Origin of the sequence: Amycolatopsis balhimycina FH 1894 (genome assembly GCF_000384295.1) — a bacterium.
Taxonomy (GTDB): domain Bacteria; phylum Actinomycetota; class Actinomycetes; order Mycobacteriales; family Pseudonocardiaceae; genus Amycolatopsis; species Amycolatopsis balhimycina.
The window spans coordinates 8,213,270-8,233,871 of sequence record NZ_KB913037.1 but is presented as its reverse complement, the minus strand read 5'-3'; the positions used below and the strand labels follow the sequence as shown (position 1 = coordinate 8,233,871).

The following is a 20,602-nucleotide window of genomic DNA, read 5'->3' as shown; positions in this document are numbered from 1 at the left end:
CCTCACATCCGGAAGACGCCGAAGCCATCGGCGCCCTTCACTGGTCCATTGTGGATCGCGGACAGGCTCAGCCCGAGCACGGTTCGCGTGTCGCGCGGGTCGATGATGCCGTCGTCGTAAAGCATGCCGGAGAGGAACATCGGCATCGACTCGGCCTCGATCTGGCCCTCCACCATGGCCCGCATGGCCTTGTCGTGCTCCTCGTTGTACTCCTGGCCACGGCTCTCGGCCGCCGCGCGGGCCACGATGGACAGCACGCCGGCCAGCTGCGCCGGGCCCATCACCGCGGACTTCGCGCTGGGCCAGGCGAACAGGAACCGCGGATCGAAGGCGCGGCCGCACATCCCGTAGTGCCCGGCGCCGTAGGACGCTCCCATCAGGACGGACAGGTGCGGCACCTTCGAGTTCGAGACGGCGTTGATCATCATCGCGCCGTGCTTGATGATGCCGCTCTGCTCGTACTCCTTGCCGACCATGTAGCCGGTCGTGTTGTGCAGGAAGACGAGCGGCGTGTGGATCTGGTTGGCCAGCTGGATGAACTGCGCGGCCTTCTGCGACTCCTCGCCGAACAGCACGCCCTGGGCGTTGGCCAGCACGCCGACCGGGTAGCCGTGGATGCTCGCCCAGCCGGTGACCAGCGACGAGCCGTAGAGCGGCTTGAACTCGTCGAAGTCGGAGCCGTCGACGACGCGGGCGATGACCTCACGCGGGTCGAAGGGCACCTTCAGATCGGTCGGGACGATGCCGAGCAGGTCCTCGGCGTCGTACCGCGGTTCGTCGTAGTCCGGCTTCGGTGACGGCCCCTGTTTGGTCCAGTTCAGCCGCTTGACGATGGTGCGGCCCAGCCGGATCGCGTCCTGCTCGTCGGCGGCCAGGTAGTCGGCCAGGCCCGAGGTGCGCGCGTGCATCTCGGCGCCGCCGAGCGACTCGTCGTCCGACTCCTCGCCGGTGGCCATCTTGACCAGCGGCGGCCCGCCGAGGAACACCTTCGCGCGTTCCTTCACCATCACGACGTAGTCCGACATGCCCGGCAGGTACGCGCCACCGGCGGTCGAGTTGCCGAAGACCAGGGCGATCGTCGGGCAGCCCGCGGCAGACGCCCGCGTGATGTCGCGGAAGATCCGGCCGCCCGGGATGAAGATCTCCTTCTGCGTCGGCAGGTCCGCGCCGCCGGATTCGACGAGGTTGATTGACGGCAGCCGGTTCTGCGCGGCGATGTCCGCAGCCCGGAAGCTCTTCTTGGTCGTCCACGGGTTGCTCGCGCCGCCCTTGACGGTCGGGTCGCTGGCCGAGATCAGGCACTCGACGCCTTCGACGACACCGATCCCGGTCACCAGGCTCGCCCCGACGCGGTAGTCGGTGCCCCAGGCCGCCAACGGCGACAGCTCCAGGAACGGCGAGTCCTCGTCGAGCAGCAGCTCGATCCGTTCCCGTGCGAGGAGCTTGCCGCGCTTGCGGTGCCGCTCGACGTACTTCTCACCACCGCCGGCGACGGCCTTGGCGTGCTCGGCGTCGATCTCGGCGAGCTTCTCCAGCATCGCTTCGCGGTTCGCGCCGAATTCGGCGGCCCGCGTGTCCACTGTGGACCTCAGAGCAGTCACGAGGTGTATCCCAATCGCTTCGCGGCCAGGCCGGTGAGGATCTCGGTGGTGCCGCCGCCGATGCCGAGGATCCGGACGTCGCGGTAGTGGCGTTCCACTTCGGACTCGCGCATGTAGCCGAGCCCGCCGTGCAGCTGGACGGCCTCGTTGACCACCCACTCGGCGGCCTCGACGGCGGTGTTCTTGGCGAAACAGGCTTCGGCGATGACCTCTTCGCCGGACACGTGCCGGATCGCGGCGTGCCGGGTGTAGGTGCGGGCCACGTCCACGCGCCGCGCCATCTCCGTCAGCTTGTGCTGGACGACCTGGCGCGAGATGAGCGGGCGGCCGAACGTCTCGCGCAGCCGGCACCAGTCCAGCGTCAGGTCCAGGGCCCGCTGCGCGTGCGCGTAGGCCTGCACGGCCAGCGAAAGCCGTTCGGTGACGAACTGGGTGGCCACCTGCGCGAAGCCGCTGTTCTCGGCGCCCACGAGGTGTTCCACCGGCACCCGGACGTCCACGTAGGACAGTTCGGCCGTGTCGGAGCAGAGCCAGCCCATCTTCTCCAGCTTGCGGGACACGGTGAAGCCCGGCGTCCCGCGCTCGACGACGAGCAACGACAGCCCGTGCGCGCCGTCGCCGCCGGTGCGCACCACCGTCGTGACGAAGTCCGCGCGGCAGCCCGAGGTGATGAACGTCTTGGCGCCGTTGACGACGTACTCGTCGCCCTCGCGGACCGCGGTGGTCCGGATCCCGGCGACGTCCGAGCCGCCGTCCGGCTCGGTCACGGCCAGAGAGCCGATCTTGTCACCGGCCAGCGTCGGCCGCACCCAGCGCTCGATCTGCACCGGGTCACCCGCTTCGGCGATGTGCGGGACGGCGATGCCGCAGGTGAACAGCGACGCGAAGAGCCCGCCGGAGCCGCCCGCGTAGTGCATCTCCTCGGCGACGACCAAAGCATCCAGGTAGTTGCCGTCTCCGCCGCCGATCTCCTCGGGGAAGGCGACGCCGAGCAGGCCCAGTTCCCCGGCCTTGCGGTGCAGGTCCCGGGGCAGCTCTCCGGCGCGCTCCCAGTCGTCGAGGTGCGGCAGGACCTCCCGCTCGACGAACTTCCGCACGGTCTCGCGCAGCTCGGTTCGCTCGGACGTGCGGAAGGGGTCGGTCACAGGAGAACCTCCGGGACGTCGATCTCCCGCGACCGCAGCCATTCGCCCAGGGCCTTGGCCTGCGGGTCGAACCGCGCCTGCGACGCGACGCCCTCGCCGAGGATGCCTTCGACGACGAAGTTCATCGCCCACAGGTTCGGCAGCAGGTACCGGGTCACCGGCAGGTCCGCGGTTTCGGGCAGTAGCAGCTTGAACTCGGCGACGGTCAGCCGGTGCACGAGCCACCGCCAGGCCTCTTCGGAGCGAACCCAGACGCCGAGGTTGGCGTTACCGCCCTTGTCGCCGCTGCGGGCCCCGGCGACCGTGCCGAGGGGTACCCGCCGCACCGGACCGTGGTCGAGCGGCTCGAGCAACGCGGGCTCGTCCACTTCGGACAACTCCCGAGTGGACAACGAGGGCGCTATGTCGACACGCATGCCGTCGGGCAGCACGGCGACGTGCGGGACCTGTCCGGCATCCACATAGGCCGCGGTGTAGACACCGTATGGCGAGGCGTCCGACGGCGGCGCGGTGACGTGGAAGCCGGGGTAGCTCGCCAGCGCGAGTTCGACGGCCGCGCCGGTGAACGCGCGGCCCGCGACTTTGGGGTCGGCGTCTTTGACGGCGACGTGCAGCAGTGCACTCGCGGTCTGCTCGGTTCCGGCGTCCGGGTGGTCGGTGCGGGCGAGGGTCCAGCGGACGTCGGCGGGCGTCCGGTCCTTCATGGACGCCTCGAGTTGTTGGCGCACCAGCGCGGCTTTCGCCTCGATGTCGAGTCCGGTGAGGACGAACGTCGTCTCGTTGCGAAACCCGCCGAGGGTGTTCAGGGCGACCTTCAGCGTCGGCGGCGGGGCTTCGCCGCGCACGCCGGAGATGCGGACGCGGTCCGGACCGTCTTCGGAGAGCGACAGCGTGTCGAACCGGGTCGTCACATCCGGCCCGGCGTACCGCGCGCCGGTGATCTCGTACAGCAGCTGGGCGGTGACCGTGCCGACGGTGACCACGCCGCCGGTGCCCGGGTGCTTGGTGATGACGCTGGAGCCGTCGGCCTCGATCTCGGCGATCGGGAAGCCCGGAACGCCGAGGGTGTGCTCGATGAAGAAGGCGTAGTTGCCGCCGGTGGCCTGGGCACCGCACTCGATGACGTGCCCCGCGGCGACCGCGCCGGCCAGGGCGTCGAAGTCGTCACGAGCCCAGCCGTAGTGCGCGGCGGCCGGGCCGACGATCACCGAGGCGTCGGTGACCCGCCCGGTGACGACGACGTCCGCACCGGCGTTCAGGCATTCGGCGATGCCCCACGCACCGAGATAAGCGTTGGCGGTCAACGGGCTGTGTCCCTGCGGGACACCCGCACCCGGGCGAAGCTTCAGCTCCCCGGCGCGCGCCACCAGGTCGTCGCCCTCGACGTGCGCGATCTTGACGTCGAGGCCGAGCTTGGCCGCCAGCTCCCGCAAGGCATCGGCGAGCCCGGCCGGGTTGAGGCCGCCCGCGTTGGCGACGATCTTGACGCCCTTTTCCCGAGCCAGCCCGAGGTTCTCCTCCATCTGCCGGAGGAACGTCTTGGCGTAGCCGCGGGCAGGGTCCTTCATCCGGTCGCGGCCGAGGATGAGCATGGTCAGCTCGGCCAGGTAGTCGCCGGTCAGGACGTCGAGGGGCCCGCCGGTGAGCATCTCGCGCACCGCGGAGAACCGGTCGCCGTAGAACCCGGACGCGTTGCCGACGCGATAGGTCATGCGAACTGCCCCGGCTTCCGGCCGCTCCCGGGCGGCCCGGCGAAGGCCTGCGCGATGCCGAGCCACTCCTCGACGTCGGCGCCGTGGGCAACCAGATCGGTGTCGGCCGGGTGCCGCCGCTGGGTGACGACGAGGCAGAAGTCCAGCGCGCTGCCGGTGAGCTTCTGCTCGGCGTCCTCGGAGCCGAACGCCCAGGTGGAGCCGTCCGGCGCGGTCAGCTCGACGCGGAACTCCTCGACCGGCGGCGCGAGCGAGTGGACCTTGTAGGCGAAGTCGCGAGTGCGGACGCCGAAGCGGGCGATGTGCCACAGGCGCGCGGTGGGCTCGCGGGTCAGGCCGAGGGTGTCGACGATGTCCTGGCCGTGGGCCCAGGTCTCCATCATCCGCGCGGTCGCCATCGAAGCGGCGCTCATCGGCGGGCCGTACCAGGGCAGTTTCCGCCCGTCAGGCACCGCGGCGAGTGCTTCGGCCAGCGCCGCACGCCCGGAACGCCAGTCTTCGAGGATCTCCCGCGGCGGCCGCCGGGCTCCGGCCGCGGCGCCGTCGTCGACGTGGGTCTCCCCCGCCTTGAGCAGCTCCTCGATCTCGGCCTGCCAGTCTTCCGGGTGCGCCGCGGCGATCAGGGCCTTGCGGTCGGTCCAGGCCAGGTGCGCGATCTGGTGCGCGATGGTCCACCCCGCGGCCGGTGTTTCCCGCGCCCAGCCGGACGCGGGCAGGTCCGCCACCACGTCGTCGATCGTCCGTGTCTCCGCGTCGAGATCCCCGAGGATCACGCCGAGGTCCGCCATGCGCCGCCTCCTTGCGTCCGGCTTCCCAGCGTCGCACCGGGCGGGAGAAAAATCAAGCACGCCTGATTGTTTTGTCCCGGACGCTGCGGACACACTATTGACATCTTGCCAGTAGCACCGGCCTGCAATAGTTTCGTCGCATGGCCGACTACGCCGAGATCACCTACGCCGTCGCGGACCGGGTTGCCACCGTGACGCTCAACCGCCCGGAGGCGCGCAACGGCTACACGATCCGGATGGCCGACGAGCTCGGCGCCGCGATGGACCGCGCCGACCGCGACGAGGACGTCCGCGTCGTCGTGCTGACCGGCGCCGGCAAGGACTTCTGCGTCGGCGCGGACCTTTCGCAAGGCGGCTTCGACTTCGATCCCGCGACCGGGCCGGACGCGGCGTGGCAGGAACCCGCCGGCCGGTGCTCGAAGCGGATCTTCACGATGAACAAGCCGGTGATCGCGGCCCTGCACGGCGCGGCCGTCGGTGGCGGCGTCACCATCACGCTGTCGTGCGACTACCGGCTCGCCTCGGCGGACTCCCGGTTCGGGTTCGTCTTCACCCGCCGCGGTATCTACCCCGAAGGCGCCTCCGCGTGGTTCCTCCCCCGGCTCGTCGGGATGGGCACCGCGCTCGACTGGATGATCAGCGGACGGGTCTTCGGGGCGCTCGAAGCACTCGAAAAAGGCTTGGTGCACCAGATTGTCGGCACTGGGACCGTCCTCGACGCGGCGTACGAGCTCGCGCGGGAGATCGTCGAGACGACCGCGCCGGTGTCCGTCGCGGTCACCCGGCAGCTGCTCTACCGGATGGCGAGCGCCGAGTCGCCGTTCCCGGTCCACGAACTCGACTCGAAGCTGATCGGCGGCCTCGGCACGAGCCCCGACGCCGTCGAAGGGGTCATGTCGTTCCTGCAGAAACGGCCGCCCGCCTTCGGCATGCGCGTCGAAAAGGACCTGCCCGGCTACCTCCCGTGGCTGGAGAAATGACGTCGTACCCGCCGCCGCCCTGGCACCTGACCGCCGACGCCTGCCTCTCGCTCTGGCGCGTCCCCACGCGTGACGTGCACCCGGCCGCCCTGTCCGTCGCCGGGCACACCACCGTGTTCACCGCCTGGATCGCCTACCGCGAGCCCGGGCAGCTCAGCTACCACGAGCTGCTCGCCGCCGTCCCGGTCCGCGGGAAGCGCACCACGTGCACGATCACGCAGATCTGGGTCGACTCCGAAGTCTCCCTCGCCGGCGGCCGCGAGCTGTGGGCGATCCCGAAGGATCTCGCCGACCTCCGGTTCACCGGCCGGACCTTCACCGCGGCGACCGGCGACGACTGGATAGCCACCGCGGCCTTCACCCCGAGACCGGGCCCGCGGCTCACGCTCCCCACCCGGTTCGACGTGCTCCAGGACCGCGACGGCGCGCCCGTGCGCACCCCGGTCGGTGCGAAGATCCGCCCCCGGCTCGCCGCGGCGGACTGGACGATCAACGCCGGCGGTCCGCTCGGTTACCTGTCAAGCCGACGCCCGTTCGTGAGCCTCACGCTGCCCGGCGCGGAGCTGGAATTCGGCGTTTGAGCAGCACCTCTGGGTGATCACGCAACCCCGCCAGAGTGAACTCGCGACACGCCATCTGGGGTCCCGCGCGCATCTCGACCCCAACATGTAGTCTCTGAGAACCGGCAGCCCCCAGCGACGGGGAGACCGCTGCAGAGGGCGGCCGGGCAGCTTTGAAGAACCTGCAGCGCACGGCCTTGGGTGGCCGCGCGGCGATCCAACGCGCCCGAAAACTTGGAGACACGCATGTCAGTCGAAACCGGTCAGCGGCCCTCCGCTGCCGACACCCCCACCGCGATCCGGGTCATCCGGCGGGACGGCAGCGTGTCGCCGTTCGACGCCGGCAAGATCTCGGTCGCGCTGACGAAAGCGTTCCTCGCGGTCGAGGGCGGCGACGCCGCCGCGTCCTCCCGCGTGCACCACGTCGTCGCCGAGCTGACCCAGCAGGTGGAGACCACCCTGCTGCGCCACGCCGGCCCCGAGACCGCCCTGCACATCGAGCAGATCCAGGACATCGTCGAGCTCGCCCTCATGCGCGGCGAGCACCACAAGGTCGCCCGCGCCTACGTCCTCTACCGCGAGGAGCGCGCGAAGGCCCGCGAGGCCGCCAAGCCGGCCGCGGCCGAGGTCTCGCTGAACGTCAAGGGCACCGACGGCGTCCTGCGCCCGCTCGACTGGGCCCGCGTGTCCCACGTCGTGGGCGAGGCCGTCGCCGGCCTCGACGACGTCACGGCCGAGCCGGTGCTGGCCGAGACCAAGCGCAACCTCTACGACGGCATCAGCGCCGACGAGCTGGCCCTGGCCCAGATCATGGCCGCCCGCGTGCTCGTCGAGCAGGAGCCGAACTACTCCTACGTCTCCGCGCGGCTGCTGCTGGACAAGCTCCGCGGTGAGGCCCTGAGCTACCTCGCCGGCACCCCGCGCCTGGCCAGCCAGGACGAGATGGCCGCCGAGTACCCCGCGTACTTCCGCGCCTACCTGCGCCGCGCGATCGAGCTGGAGCTGGTCGACGCCGAGCTTCAGCGCTTCGACCTGGACAAGGTCACCGCCGCGATCCGCCCCGAGCGCGACCTCGACTTCGGCTTCCTCGGCCTCCAGACGCTCTACGACCGGTACTTCCAGCACCACGACGGCACCCGCTTCGAGCTGCCGCAGGCGTTCTTCATGCGCGTCGCCATGGGTCTGGCCATCCGCGAAGACGACCGCGAAGCCCGCGCGATCGAGTTCTACGAGCTGCTGTCCAGCTTCCACTTCATGGCCTCGACCCCGACGCTGTTCAACTCGGGCACCACGCGCCCGCAGCTGTCGTCCTGCTTCCTGACCACGGTGGACGACGACCTGGACTCGATCTTCCAGGCGTACAAGAACAACGCGCTGCTGGCGAAGTACTCCGGCGGCCTCGGCAACGACTGGACCCCGGTCCGCGGCCTCGGCGCGCACATCAAGGGCACCAACGGCCAGTCGCAGGGCGTCGTGCCGTTCCTCAAGATCGCCAACGACACCGCCGTCGCGGTCAACCAGGGCGGCAAGCGCAAGGGCGCGGCCTGCGCGTACCTCGAGACGTGGCACGTGGACATCGAGGAGTTCCTCGACCTGCGCAAGAACACCGGTGACGACCGGCGCCGCACCCACGACATGAACACCGCGAACTGGGTGCCGGACGAGTTCCTCCGCCGCGTCGAGGCCGACGCGCAGTGGACGTTGTTCTCGCCGAACGAGACGCCGGACCTGCACGACCTCTACGGCAACGAGTTCTCCGCCCGCTACCGCGAGTACGAGGCGATGGCCGAGCGCGGCGAGATCAAGGTGTTCCGGCGCGTCCGCGCGGTCGACCTGTGGCGCCGCATGCTGACCATGCTGTTCGAGACCGGCCACCCGTGGATCACGTTCAAGGACCCGTGCAACCTGCGCTCGCCGCAGCAGCACGTCGGCGTCGTGCACTCGTCCAACCTGTGCACCGAGATCACGCTGAACACCAACAGCGAAGAGGTCGCGGTCTGCAACCTCGGCTCGGTGAACCTGCTCAAGCACGTCACACCGTCCGGTTTGGACACCAAGCGCCTCGAGAAGACCGTCCGCACCGCCGTCCGCATGCTGGACAACGTGATCGACATCAACTTCTACACGATCCCGGAGGCGCGCCGCTCCAACCTGCGTCACCGCCCGGTCGGCCTGGGCATCATGGGCTTCCAGGACGCGCTGTTCGAGATCGGCGTCCCGTTCGCCTCCGAAGAGGCCGTGAAGTTCGCCGACGTCTCCATGGAGCACCTTTCCTACTACGCGATCTCGGCGTCGACCGATCTGGCCGAGGAGCGCGGGCAGTACCAGTCGTTCGAGGGTTCGCTGTGGAGCAAGGGCATCCTGCCGATCGACTCGCTGCAGCTGCTCATCGACGCCCGCCAGGGTGACGGCCTCGACGTCGACACCTCGTCCACTTTGGACTGGGCGCCGCTGCGCGAGCGCGTCAAGACCGTCGGGATGCGCAACTCCAACGTGATGGCGATCGCGCCGACCGCGACGATCTCCAACATTTCCGGCGTCGGGCAGTCGATCGAGCCGCTGTTCCAGAACCTGTTCGTCAAGTCGAACATGTCCGGCGACTTCACCGTCGTCAACCCGCACCTGGTCAAGAGCCTCAAGGCCCGCGGCCTGTGGGACGAGGTCATGGTCAGCGACCTCAAGTACTTCGACGGCAGCCTCGGCCAGATCGACCGCGTCCCGGACGACCTGAAGGCGCTGTACGCGACGGCGTTCGAGATCGAGTCGAAGTGGATCGTCGACGCCGGTTCGGTGCGCCAGAAGTGGATCGACCAGGCGCAGTCGCTGAACCTGTACATCGCCGCGCCGAGCGGCCGCAAGCTCGACCAGCTCTACCGCTACGCGTGGCACAAGGGCCTCAAGACCACGTACTACCTGCGGGCGCAGTCCGCGACGCACGTGGAGAAGAGCACCCTGCGCGGCACGGACGGCAAGCTGAACGCCGTCTCGGCCACCCCCGCCCCGGCGGCTCCCGCCGCGGCCACCCCGGCCCCTGCGCCGACGCCGACGCCTGCGCCCGCTCCCTCGCCCAAGCCGGAGCCCGACGTCGACTTCGTCGCCACCGAAGGCGCCGCCTGCCGCATCGACGACCCCGACTGCGAAGCCTGCCAGTAAAGGAACCCCGCACAGATGACCAACGTGGAGACGACGGACGCGACCGGCCTCGGGGAGATCGAGGTCGGCGCCGCCCGGATCGACGTCGACGACAAGCGCATGATCAACGCGCGCGCCGACGTCAACCAGCTGCTGCCCATGAAGTACAAGTGGGCGTGGGAGAAGTACCTGGCCGGCTGCAACAACCACTGGATGCCGACCGAGGTCGCCATGCAGGCCGACATCGCGCTGTGGAAGTCGCCGGACGGCCTCACCGAGGACGAGCGGCAGATGCTCAAGCGCAACCTCGGCTTCTTCGCGACCGCGGAGTCGTTGGTGGCCAACAACATCGTGCTCGCGGTGTACCGGCAGATCACCAACCCCGAGTGCCGCCAGTACCTGCTGCGCCAGGCGTTCGAGGAGGCCGTGCACACGCACACCTTCCAGTACATCTGCGAGAGCCTCGGCCTGGTCGAGGGCGAGCTGTTCAACATGTACCGCGAGGTCCCGTCGATCTCGGCGAAGGACGCGTGGGCGCTGAAGTACACGCAGAACCTGGAGAACCCGGAGTTCGAGACCGGCACGCCGGAGGCCGACCAGGCGTTCCTGCGTGACCTCGTCGCGTTCTACGTGATCTTCGAGGGCATGTGGTTCTACACCGGCTTCGCGCAGATCCTGTCGCTGGGCCGCCGGAACAAGATGGTCGGCATCGCCGAGCAGTACCAGTACATCCTGCGCGACGAGTCGATCCACCTGAACTTCGGCATCGACTGCATCAACCAGATCAAGATCGAGAACCCGCACCTGTGGACCGAGGAGTTCCAGGCCGAGGTCCGCGGGATGCTGAAGGAGGCGTGCGAGCTCGAGGTCAAGTACGCGCGTGACACCATGCCGCGCGGCATGCTCGGCCTGTCGGCGCAGCTGTGCGAGCAGTACATGCACTTCATCACCGACCGGCGCGCGCAGCAGATCGGCCTCCAGCCGATCTTCGGCGAGACCGAGAACCCGTTCCCGTGGATGTCCGAGGCGATGGACCTGAAGAAGGAGAAGAACTTCTTCGAGACCCGCGTCATCGAATACCAGTCGGGCGGCGCCCTCGACTGGGACTGACCCGCTGTTCGTGAAGGCCACCTTGCGGAACTTGAAGTTCCGCAAGGTGGCCTTCACGTCAGTAGGCGTAGCGGCGCACGGTCTCCGGGTGGATCACCAGGCGCACCTGGTCCGTCGCCAAAATCGCTTTCAGGTCGGCAGCGCGGGCCGGGTCGTCGAGGTCCCAGTACCGAGCGGCGAGGCGCGCGGCCAAGTCGTGGGCGCCGTCGGGTTCCAGCGAAACCCGGCCGGACACCGAGACCCAGCGCTCGCGCTCCCCCACCGGCGCCGCGACCACGATCGACGCCCGCGGGTCGCGGCGGGCGCGGCGGACTTTGAGCGCGTCCGGTTCGGTGAACAGCTGGATCGTGCCGTCGGCGGCCGCCTCGAACCAGACCGGGCGGGGCTCACCGGTGGACACGGTCAAGAAGCCGTGCAGGGGACGTCGAAGGAACTCGAGGTCATCGGGATTCATGAGGTCCAGTGAACCCGAGGCAATCGGACGATCCCATGGGTGAAACCCCGGAATCCCTGTCCATTCGTCTAACCTCGGGACCGTGGATGACCTCTTCCGCGGCGTGCGGGCCCACGGCTCGCTGTTCGGCAGTTCGGCCCTGTCGCCGCCGTTTTCCCTGCACTTCGTCGACGGCGCACCGCTGACCCTGTGCACCGTGCTCTCCGGCGGCGGCTGGATCGTCCCCGAACACGGCGAGCCCGAGCCGCTGCGCGCCTACGAGACGATCGTCGTGCGCGGGCCGGGGACGTTCACCTTCGTCGACGAGCTCGGCACCGGCGCCGAACCCGTCGCGTGCGGCGAGTACTGCGCCGCTCCCGAACTGGGCGGGACGCGGCACCGGCGCGGCTGGCGCGACGACGGCGAGGGTCCGACGACGCTGATCGTCGGCGCCTACCCGGCCGCCGGCGAGGTCAGCCGTCCGCTGCTGGACGCTCTGCCCGTCGTGCTGCGCGTCGGCGGCGGGGGTACCGGCGACGCCGTCCTGGACCACCTCGCCGCCGAGGTCGCCGCCGACACGCCCGGACAGCAGGTCGTGCTCGACCGGCTGCTGGACTGGATGCTCGTCTGCACGCTGCGCGAGTGGTTCGACCGGCCCGGTGGCGAGCCTCCGGCGTGGTGGACGGCCCAGCGCGACCCGGTGGCCGGCCCCGCGCTGCGCCTGTTGCACGACGAACCCGCGGCGCCCTGGACCGTCGCGGCGCTGGCCGCCCGCGTCGGCGTGTCGCGGTCCACGCTGGCCAAGCGATTCGCCGAACTGGTCGGCGAACCGCCGCTGACCTACCTCACCCGCCGCCGCATGGCGCTCGCCGCGGACCTCCTGGTCGAACGGCCGGGCGCGACCGTCGCGGAGGTGGCCCGTGCCGTGGGGTACGCCGACCCGTTCGGCTTCAGCGCGGCGTTCAAACGGGTCCGCGGCGCCACCCCGAGCGAGTTCCGGCGCAGACCACCCGAAAGGACGGCCGCCGAGGTGTTGTCAGAGCGTCAACAAGGGTGCATCGTGGAGGGGTAGCCGATCTCGACGGGGAGATGGTCCCTTTGCCGCGCACCATGAGCCGGGCCGCCGAAGCACTGCGCGAACGCGTGCCGCCGCTGACCGCGCTCCCCCTGCCGCACAAAGTCGACGAGCGCTGGCTGCGGTCGCGCTGGCCCGTCAAGGAGCTCGCGACGCCGCCCGCGGGCAGCGGCCTCAAGCCCGTGCTCGGCGACGAAGGACCGCCGCTGGTCGGGCACATGCTGGAGATGATGCGGTTCGGCCCGGCGTTCGGCCTCCGCCGCCACGAGCTCTACGGCCCGGTGTCGTGGACCGGCGGGTTCGGCCGCCGGATCGTCGCGCTGTCCGGGCCCGAAGCCACGCAGATCGCGCTCGTCAACAAGGACAAGGCGTTCTCGCAGGAGGGCTGGAAGTTCTTCATCGAGAAGTTCTTCGAACGCGGCCTGATGCTGATGGACTTCGGCGAGCACCACCTGCACCGCCGGATCATGCAGGAGGCCTTCACGCGGCCAAGGCTGGCCGGCTACGTCGGCGAGATGGGCCCCGCGCTGCGCGAAGGCGTCGCCGCTTGGCGCGGCAGCGAGCGGCCCCGGCTGTACTGGGCGCTCAAGCAGCTGACCCTCGACGTCGCGACCCGCGTGTTCATGGGCATGCCCAGCGGCGGCGAGGCGGCCCGGATCAACCGCGCGTTCGTCAGCTCCGTGCGGGCCGGCACCGCCTTCGTGCGCTTCCCGGTGCCGGGTGGGCGCTGGTCGGCCGGGCTGCACGGCCGGAAGGTCCTCGAGCGCTACTTCGGCGAATCCCTGCCCGCGAAACGGCGTTCGAGCGGGGATGACCTGTTCGCCGCGCTGTGCCAGGCCACCACCGAGGAGGGCGACCGGTTCTCCGACGCCGACATCGTCAACCACATGATCTTCCTGATGATGGCCGCGCACGACACGACGACCATCACCAGCAGCGCCATGGCGTACTACTTCGCCAAGTACCCGGAGTGGCAGGAGCGCGCCCGCGAGGAGTCCCTGGCCCTCGGCGACGACGTCCTCGACATCGACGCCGTCGAAAAGCTCGAAACGCTCGACCTCGTGATGAAGGAGGCGCTGCGGCTGGTGGCGCCGGTGCCGTCGCTGACCCGCCAGACCGTCAAGGACACCGAAGTGCTCGGCCACTACATCCCGGCGGGCACCCTGGTCGGCGTCTCGCCCACCGTCAACCACTTCACGCCGGAGTGCTGGACGAACCCCTTCTCGTTCGACCCGGAGCGGTTCGCCGAGCCGCGCCGCGAGGACAAGTCGCACCGGATGGCGTGGATGCCCTTCGGCGGCGGCGCGCACAAGTGCATCGGGCTGCACTTCGGGAGTCTCGAGGTGAAGTTGCTTTTGCACGAAATGCTGCGGGCCTACCGCTGGTCGGTTCCGGAGAGTTACACCGCGCGCTGGGACTACGTCTCGCTGCCGGTGCCGGCGGACGGTCTTCCGGTCCGCCTGACCCCGCGCTGACCCCGGCGCTGTCCACCCCGGCATACAACCGGTGACGAAAAGTTACCGCATGTGGAGATTCGTTCACTCGTTCAGCCGGTAGACACCCCGTTACGCGCATGATGGCGTGGCATCGGTCATGGGGGAGGGGTGCTTAGTGTGGCTTCATGATCCCCGACACCGTGTCCGACCTGGCCTGACCTGTGCATGAAGAGGTGGAGTGTGCCTGAGCCCGGTGCCGCGTCAGGACTGCTGGACGTGGCGCGCCGGTGGGCGGCGACGTTGGCCGACACCAAAGGAGTAACGCTTCCCCCGGAGGAGCTCGAACCGCTCCTGCTGGAGGTCGCGCACGATGCGGTCGGCCAAGCCGGCTCGAGGCACGACGGCGCGCTGCTGCGGTTCACCGCGCTGTACGCCGCGTCGCCGATGGGGATCGCGCTGGCCGACCCGGACGGCGGCATCGTCGAGGCCAACCTGGCACTGGGGCAGCTGCTCGGCTGTTCACCGGAGCGGTTGCGGGGCAAGCACATCACCGACCTCGGCTCGACCGACCACGACATCTCGCGGCTCAAGGCGGGCCTGGAGCAGGTGCGTTCGGGGCGCGAGCGCTACCAGGAGCGGATGCTGCTCGACCACACCGAGGACGGGCAGCTCTGGACCGACGTCACCCTCGCCCGGCTGCCCGGCGACCGGCCGGGCTCGGTCTACCCCGTGCTGATGGTCTCCGACGCGAACGAGCTGCACCTGCTGCAGGAACGGCTGCTGCACCAGAACGTGCACGACCCGCTGACCGGGCTGCCGAACGCGTCGTCGTTCACCACCAAGCTCGAAGCCGCGCTCGGCGCCGGTGCCCGCGACGACATCGCGCTGATCTACCTCGACGTCGACGGCTTCAAGGTGATCAACGACGGCCTCGGCGCCGGCGTCGGCGACCAGGTGCTGCGCGGGGTCGCGAACAAGCTGTCGGCGGTGTTCACCGGCCACCACGACGGGTTCGTCGCCCGGCTGTCCGGTGACGGCTTCGCGGTGCTGCTGCGGGGCGAGCTGGCGGCCACCGAGGTCGTCGGGCTGGTCGAACGCGCGCTGGAGGACCTCAACGAGCCGATCTACCTCGGCGGGCACGGCATCGGCGTCAGCGCGAGCGCGGGCATCGTGGTGCGCGCGGCCGTCGAGGGCGGCGCCGCGGAACTGCTGCGGGCGGCGGAGATCGCGCTGCACCGGGCCAAGGAGGCCGGCAAGGCGCAGTGGATGCTGTTCGACCCGGAGCTGGACGCCCGCGACCGGGGCCGCTACCAGCTGGGCGCGGTGATCGCCGGCGCGCTGGAGAACGGCGAGTTCTCGCTCGTCTACCAGCCGACGGTGAAGCTGGCCAACCCCGACGAGCTCGCCGCGGTCAACGCCGGGCTGCGGTGGAACCACCCGGAGAAGGGCGAGCTCGGCGCCGACGAGTTCTACCCGCTGGCCCAGACCACGGGGATGACGGTGCCGCTGGGCCGCTGGCTCCTCGCCGAGTCGCTGGCGGCGACCGCCCGCTGGCGATCGCAGCTGGGCGACGCCGCCCCGGACGTCTGCGTCCGGCTGCCGGCGCGGCTGGCCATCGACCCGGACCTGGTGCTGCTGGTGAAGGAGCAGCTGGACAAGCACCAGCTGCCGGCGAGGGCGCTGCGGCTGTGCGCCGACCGCGACACCCTGCTGGACCCGCGCGGCGAGGTCCTGGACTCCCTCGCCGTACTGGCCGACCTCGGGGCGCAGCTGGTGCTGACGATCTCCGGCTCGGCGGACCTGGAGCTGATCCCGCAGCACCGCCTCCCGGTGCGCCACGTGATCTTGTCGGGCCCGGTGGTCGACGCGCTCGACACGGACGCCCCGACCGAAGCGGCGATCCGCCACCTGACGCAGCTGATCACCCGAGCCCGCGAGCTGCACCTCCGCGTGGGGGCGGAAGGCGTCCGCACGCACGACCAGGCGGCCCGCCTGCGCCAGCTGGGCGTGGTGGCGGCCCGCGGCCCGTTCGTGAACGACTCGGCCACCGGCGACGAGGTCGACGAGCTGATCAACCGCCACCCGCGCGGCTGATGACCAAGCCGGTGCGACGGCGGCTCCGAAGACCCGGCAAGATGGGTTCTGCCGCCGACGAGAAGGGACGTCCATGGACGCCGGAGACCTCGCCCCCGACTTCACCCTGCCCGACGACCAGGGGGTCGACCGCAAGCTGTCGGACTTCCTGGCCACCGGTCCGGTCGTGCTGTTCTTCTACCCCGCCGCGATGACCGGCGGCTGCACCGCGGAGAGCTGCCACTTCCGCGACCTGGCGGCGGAGTTCGCCGAGGTCGGCGCGCACCGCGTCGGCATCAGCCCGGACGCGATCACGAAACAGCGCGCCTTCTCCGAAGCGAACGGCTTCGACTACCCGCTGCTGTCCGATGTGGAGGGTGAGGTCGCGAAGCAGTTCGGGGTGTGGCGGAAACTCGTGCCCCTGCACGCCAAGCGCGTCACGTTCGTGATCGGCGAGGACCGGAAGGTCCTCGAAAAGATCAAGAGCGAGCTGAACTTCACGGTCCACGCCGATCAGGCGCTCAAGGTGCTGCGGGAGCGGAACAAGGTGGCGTGAGCCGCCAGACGTGGTAGGTGCCGGCGCACGACGGCGCCCATGGCGGCTCCATCGGCGCCTCGGCCACTTTCGTGAACCCGAGCCGCGCCGGCACCGCTCCACTTCGGACGTTCCGCTCGTCGTTCTTGATCTCGACGTACCCGGCGCCGAGGCGGAACGCCTCCGCCGTCAGCAGTTCGACGGCCCGGGTGATCAGGCCCCGGCCGGTGAAACCGTCGGCGAGCCAGTAGCCGATCTCGACGCCGCCGTCGCGGGCCAGCACGCCGATGCCGCCCGCGATCGAGCCGGCGACGCGGATCGCGTACTCCCACGCTTCCCCGCTCTCCCAGCGCTTTCCGGTGAGCCGGAAGAACTCCGCGGCGTCCGCGGCCGAGTAGCCGCCGGTTGCCCAGATCAGCCAGGTACCGATGTGCTCGAGGGACCCGGTGACCGTCGCGACGAGCTCCGGCGCGTCGGCGGGCCGCCAGCGGGCCAGCTCGAACTCGTCGCGGGCGAAGGTCTCGGCCGGAATCTCCATGCGTCCCATGGTGCTCCGGCCGAGACCCCGGCGCGCGCGAATTAGTTCACGATGACGCTGTCCGGCACCGGGGAGTCGTTCCTCAGCGCGTCGAACAGCTGCTTCGACTTGTTCTTGTCCCAGTTCTCCGCCGACGCGCTCGTGACCGGAACCGTCGTCGTCACCACGCCGCCCGAAGAAATCCCGCGCATCGCGATCGCCAGCCCGGCGAGGTTGTGGACGTGGTCGCCGGAATCCATGGTCAGCGCGTCCGGTCCCGAGGACAGCAGCGGGAAGAAGTGGAACGGGTTGAGGAGCGTGCCGGGGCTCGCGATCTGGCTGACCAGCGCGCCGATGAACTTGCGCTGGTTGACGACGCGGTCGAGGTCCGAGCGCGGGGTCGCGTCGCTGTGCCGCATCCGGACGAAGCCCAGCGCCGACCGGCCGTCGAGCGACTGGCAGCCCGCCTTGATGGAGATGTTCGTGTAGGTGTCGCTCATGTCCTTGTCGACGCACATGTCGACCCCGCCGATCGCGTCGACGATCTTGGCGAAGCCGCCGAAGCCGATCTCCGCGTAGTGGTCGATGTGCAGCCCGGTGGCGCCTTCGACGGTCTGCGTGAGCAGGGCCGGCCCGCCGAGCGAGAACGCCGCGTTGATCTTGTTGGTGCCGTGGCCGGGGATCTTGACCTGCGAGTCGCGCGGCAGGGACAGCAGGGTCGGCTTGGTGCTGTTGTCCGGGAGGTGCGCGACCATGATCGTGTCGGTGCGCTGCCCGCCGCCCGCCGCGGCGACGTCGCCGGTGGCGAGCCGTTCCTCGTCCTCCGCCGTCAGGCCCTCACGGCTGTCCGAGCCGACGATCAGCCAGTTGGTGCCGGACGCGGCGACCGGGCGGCCGGAGTAGTCGGCGAGCGCCTCGACGCGCTTGATCGAGAACTCCAGGTAGACCCAGATCCCGGCGAGGAACACGACGAAGGCCAGCGCCAGGACACCCAGCACGCGGCCGGCGCGCCACCGGCGGCGTGGGGGCCGGGACGGCGGGTAGTCGTCCTCGGCCGGACGGCGGGGCGGGTCCTGCCGCGGCGGCGGGGGCGGGGCGTGCTGCGGTTCGGGCTCGCCCATCGGGCGGGTGCGCTCGTCGTACGGGCTGCGCCCGCGCCCCGGCAGCGGCATCATCTGCGCGCGCTGGTGGTCGCGGGGGCGCGCGGGAGGCCGGGGCGGCATGCGGCGCCCGCCGTCGTCGCCACGGTACGTCATCTCCATCACCCAATCCCGATCCGGACAAAAGTGTCGCCGTCAGTCAACCGCACGTCCTCGACAGAGGGACGTCCGGCATCGGGGTCGGGTTGCGGTTACCGGCTGGTTGCCTCGTAGCCGAACTGGTGGACCTTGAGGTACCCGGACCGGAACCCGGCCTCGGAGTAGGCCAGGTAGAACTCCCACATCCGGCGGAAGACGTCGTCGAACCCGAACCCGGCGATGTCGGCCCAGCGGTGCAGGAACCGTTCGCGCCACCACCGTAGCGTGCGCGCGTAGTCCTGGCCGAACTCGCGCATGCCGGCCAGCTTCAGCCGGGTGTTCGCCTTGACGCCTTCCTCGATCGAGCGCACCGACGGGATGATGCCGCCCGGGAAGATGTACTTGTGGATCCACGTGTAGGCGCGCGACGCCGCCAGCATCCGGTCGTGGTCCATGGTGATGGCCTGCAGGCCGAACCGGCCGCCCGGGCGCAGCCGCTGCCCGATCGTGGCGTAGAACGCCGGCCAGTAGGACGCGCCGACGGCCTCGATCATCTCGACGCTGACCACGGCGTCGTACTGGCCGCTCGACTCACGGTAGTCGCACAGCTTCACCTCGACGCGGTCGGAGAACCCGGCCTCGGCGATCCGTTCGGTGGCCAGCGCGCGCTGCTCCTCCGAAATGGTCAGTGACGTCACGCGGGCGCCGCGGGCGGCGGCGCGGATGGCGAGCTCACCCCATCCGGTGCCGATTTCCAGGACTTCGCTGCCTTCGCGGACCCCGGCGTAGTCGAGGACGCTGTCGATCTTGCGGTGCTGGGCTTCGGTGAGGTCGTCGCCGGGGCCGAACAGCGCCGAGGAGTACATCATCGACTCGTCGAGGAAGGCACCGAACAGGTCGTTGGACAGGTCGTAGTGCCGGTGGATGTTGGCCCGCGCGCCCTGGAGGGTGTTCTCCTCCGACGGCGGCTGGGTGCGTTCGGCGATCCGCCGGAACTTCTGCAGCACCGGAGGCACCAGCGTGGCCATCCGCCCGGCGAACGGCGTGAGCACCTCGGCCAGGTCGGACGCCGTCCAGTCGCCGGCCATGTAGGACTCGCCGAAGCCGATCTTGGCGTCGACGCCGAGGCGGTGGAAGAACGCCTCGGGACGCAGAACGCGCATTTCGGGCGATCCGGGACCGCCGGCGCCGAGCACGGTGCCGTCGGGGAACGTCACCCGCAGCTCCAGCGGGCGGACCGCGCGGCGGAACAGCGCGGCGGCGATCCGCGCGCGCAGGGGGGAGTGCGGCGGGGCGGCCAGGCCCGGCCAGCGGGACTCGTCCGGGACGCCGCCGGCCGGCGCCTGGTCAACGCTCGAAGTGGTCACGGTTCTCCCTCCGGCCGGCCACGTACTCCGGTGGTCGATCCTAGGCGCCGCACCCCCGGGGCGCGTTTCCGCGAATGCCCTGTTCGGGGCGGTTTCACACGGGTATCCGCAGCCGCTCGGGCCCGGCCGCGGCCCACGCCCCGCGGAGGGCGCCGCCGTCGTTCCCGGCGAGCAGATCCAGTGTGAAAGCAATCGTCAGCCGGGTCCAGACGGACGACCGGCGCAGCATCGCGTGCCCTTCGCCGGCGATCTCGAACCGGGCGACGCGGGCGGCGACGCCCTCGGCCCGCTGCGCGAAGGCGTGCGACTCCGCCGGGCTGGTCATCCGGTCGCGGGTGCCGTGCACGATGAGCACCGACCGCCCGGCGACGGCCTCGACCGGCTCGCCCCGAGGCGTCCACGGCGCCAGCGCGCAGACCCCGCGCACGGCCGGGTCGTCGGCCACGCGCAGGGCGACCCGGGCCCCCATGGAGTGACCGACCAGCACCACCGGCAGGCCGGGGTGGTCGGCGTGGATGCGCTCGAGCGCCCAGCGGGCGTCGTCGATCGGGTCTTCGGCCGGCCCGTTCCAGCCGTAGCGACGGTTGCGCAGCAGCCGCACCTCGACGCCGTCCTTCCGGCCGGCCCGGTGCAAGGCGCGCGCGATCGGGACCATCCTGAGGTAGGCCAGCTTCCAGGGCGGCACGCTGCCGATGCCGTGCTCCGCACCGCCGTGCAGCACGAGCCCGACCGCTTCGGTCCGCCCGCGCGCCGGCCACACCGACACCGCCGGTTCTGCCTCGCTCACCCGTGTCCTCCTGTCCCGCCTCCGGGTCAACCCTGCCCGGCCTCCCGGCTATTCCACCGCGCCCGGTGGTCCGCACGGTAGATTCGGCGCCCTATTCCCGAAGGAAGGGTGGG

17 protein-coding genes are annotated in these 20,602 nt (G+C 70.4%); 8 read left to right on the top strand and 9 right to left on the bottom strand.

What is annotated here, in order from left to right:
* Positions 1–2: 2 nt before the first annotated feature.
* From A3CE_RS0138035 to A3CE_RS0138020, 4 genes are read right to left on the bottom strand one after another with little or no spacing between them, the layout of a single operon-like run.
* A complete protein-coding gene (locus A3CE_RS0138035; RefSeq protein ID WP_026469254.1) occupies positions 3–1,601 on the bottom strand; it encodes an acyl-CoA carboxylase subunit beta in 1,599 nt (532 codons plus the stop codon).
* Positions 1,598–2,746 (bottom strand): acyl-CoA dehydrogenase family protein, encoded by a 1,149-nt coding sequence (locus A3CE_RS0138030; protein WP_020645346.1) that lies wholly within the window; start codon positions 2,744–2,746, stop codon positions 1,598–1,600. The genes A3CE_RS0138035 and A3CE_RS0138030 overlap by 4 nt, the downstream gene beginning before the upstream one ends.
* Positions 2,743–4,458: an acyclic terpene utilization AtuA family protein gene (locus A3CE_RS0138025; protein WP_020645345.1), complete on the bottom strand. Its 1,716-nt coding sequence runs from the start codon at positions 4,456–4,458 to the stop codon at positions 2,743–2,745. Before A3CE_RS0138025 ends, A3CE_RS0138030 begins: the two co-directional genes overlap by 4 nt.
* Positions 4,455–5,246, bottom strand: coding sequence for a TIGR03084 family metal-binding protein (locus tag A3CE_RS0138020; protein WP_020645344.1), 792 nt, complete (start codon positions 5,244–5,246; stop codon positions 4,455–4,457). The genes A3CE_RS0138025 and A3CE_RS0138020 overlap by 4 nt, the downstream gene beginning before the upstream one ends.
* A 140-nt stretch (positions 5,247–5,386) precedes the next feature.
* Between A3CE_RS0138020 and A3CE_RS0138015 the strand changes: the two genes are divergently transcribed.
* The 4 genes from A3CE_RS0138015 to A3CE_RS0138000 all read left to right on the top strand — a co-directional run bounded on the left by A3CE_RS0138015 (position 5,387) and on the right by A3CE_RS0138000 (position 11,028).
* Complete coding sequence (locus A3CE_RS0138015) at positions 5,387–6,226, top strand: enoyl-CoA hydratase-related protein (RefSeq protein ID WP_020645343.1); 840 nt, start codon at positions 5,387–5,389, stop codon at positions 6,224–6,226.
* Entirely contained in the window at positions 6,223–6,807 is a 585-nt protein-coding gene (locus A3CE_RS0138010) for an acetoacetate decarboxylase family protein (protein WP_020645342.1), read from the top strand. Before A3CE_RS0138015 ends, A3CE_RS0138010 begins: the two co-directional genes overlap by 4 nt.
* A 225-nt stretch (positions 6,808–7,032) precedes the next feature.
* Positions 7,033–9,939 (top strand): ribonucleoside-diphosphate reductase subunit alpha, encoded by a 2,907-nt coding sequence (locus tag A3CE_RS0138005; protein WP_020645341.1) that lies wholly within the window; start codon positions 7,033–7,035, stop codon positions 9,937–9,939.
* Between the two features lie 15 nt (positions 9,940–9,954).
* On the top strand, positions 9,955–11,028 hold the full coding sequence (locus tag A3CE_RS0138000) for a ribonucleotide-diphosphate reductase subunit beta (protein ID WP_020645340.1): 1,074 nt from the start codon (positions 9,955–9,957) through the stop codon (positions 11,026–11,028).
* Positions 11,029–11,086: 58 nt separating this feature from the next.
* On the opposite strand, the gene A3CE_RS0137995 is transcribed toward A3CE_RS0138000, so the two are convergent.
* Positions 11,087–11,482, bottom strand: a complete 396-nt coding sequence (locus A3CE_RS0137995) for a pyridoxamine 5'-phosphate oxidase family protein (RefSeq protein WP_020645339.1) — start codon at positions 11,480–11,482, stop codon at positions 11,087–11,089.
* A gap of 82 nt (positions 11,483–11,564) precedes the next feature.
* Between A3CE_RS0137995 and A3CE_RS0137990 the strand changes: the two genes are divergently transcribed.
* The 4 genes from A3CE_RS0137990 (at position 11,565) to A3CE_RS0137975 (ending at position 16,601) form a co-directional block, all read left to right on the top strand.
* Entirely contained in the window at positions 11,565–12,533 is a 969-nt protein-coding gene (locus A3CE_RS0137990; RefSeq protein ID WP_020645338.1) for an AraC family transcriptional regulator, read from the top strand.
* A gap of 17 nt (positions 12,534–12,550) precedes the next feature.
* Positions 12,551–14,011, top strand: a complete 1,461-nt coding sequence (locus A3CE_RS0137985) for a cytochrome P450 (RefSeq protein ID WP_026469253.1) — start codon at positions 12,551–12,553, stop codon at positions 14,009–14,011.
* A gap of 237 nt (positions 14,012–14,248) precedes the next feature.
* Complete coding sequence (locus A3CE_RS0137980) at positions 14,249–16,066, top strand: putative bifunctional diguanylate cyclase/phosphodiesterase (protein ID WP_020645336.1); 1,818 nt, start codon at positions 14,249–14,251, stop codon at positions 16,064–16,066.
* Positions 16,067–16,139: 73 nt separating this feature from the next.
* On the top strand, positions 16,140–16,601 hold the full coding sequence (locus A3CE_RS0137975) for a peroxiredoxin (RefSeq protein WP_020645335.1): 462 nt from the start codon (positions 16,140–16,142) through the stop codon (positions 16,599–16,601).
* Here the strand turns inward: A3CE_RS0137975 and A3CE_RS0137970 are convergent.
* The 4 genes from A3CE_RS0137970 to A3CE_RS0137955 form a co-directional block, all read right to left on the bottom strand.
* Positions 16,567–17,118 carry a GNAT family N-acetyltransferase gene (locus tag A3CE_RS0137970; RefSeq protein WP_020645334.1) on the bottom strand — a complete coding sequence of 184 codons (552 nt, stop codon included), beginning with the start codon at positions 17,116–17,118 and terminating at the stop codon, positions 16,567–16,569. The two genes, A3CE_RS0137975 and A3CE_RS0137970, sit on opposite strands and share 35 nt — an antisense overlap.
* A gap of 41 nt (positions 17,119–17,159) precedes the next feature.
* Complete coding sequence (locus tag A3CE_RS0137965; protein WP_020645333.1) at positions 17,160–18,359, bottom strand: LCP family protein; 1,200 nt, start codon at positions 18,357–18,359, stop codon at positions 17,160–17,162.
* Between the two features lie 89 nt (positions 18,360–18,448).
* Positions 18,449–19,702 carry an SAM-dependent methyltransferase gene (locus A3CE_RS0137960; protein WP_020645332.1) on the bottom strand — a complete coding sequence of 418 codons (1,254 nt, stop codon included), beginning with the start codon at positions 19,700–19,702 and terminating at the stop codon, positions 18,449–18,451.
* Between the two features lie 94 nt (positions 19,703–19,796).
* The gene (locus tag A3CE_RS0137955; protein ID WP_020645331.1) at positions 19,797–20,489 is read right to left on the bottom strand and encodes an alpha/beta hydrolase; all 693 of its coding nucleotides are present in this window, start codon (positions 20,487–20,489) and stop codon (positions 19,797–19,799) included.
* Positions 20,490–20,602 lie beyond the last annotated feature (113 nt).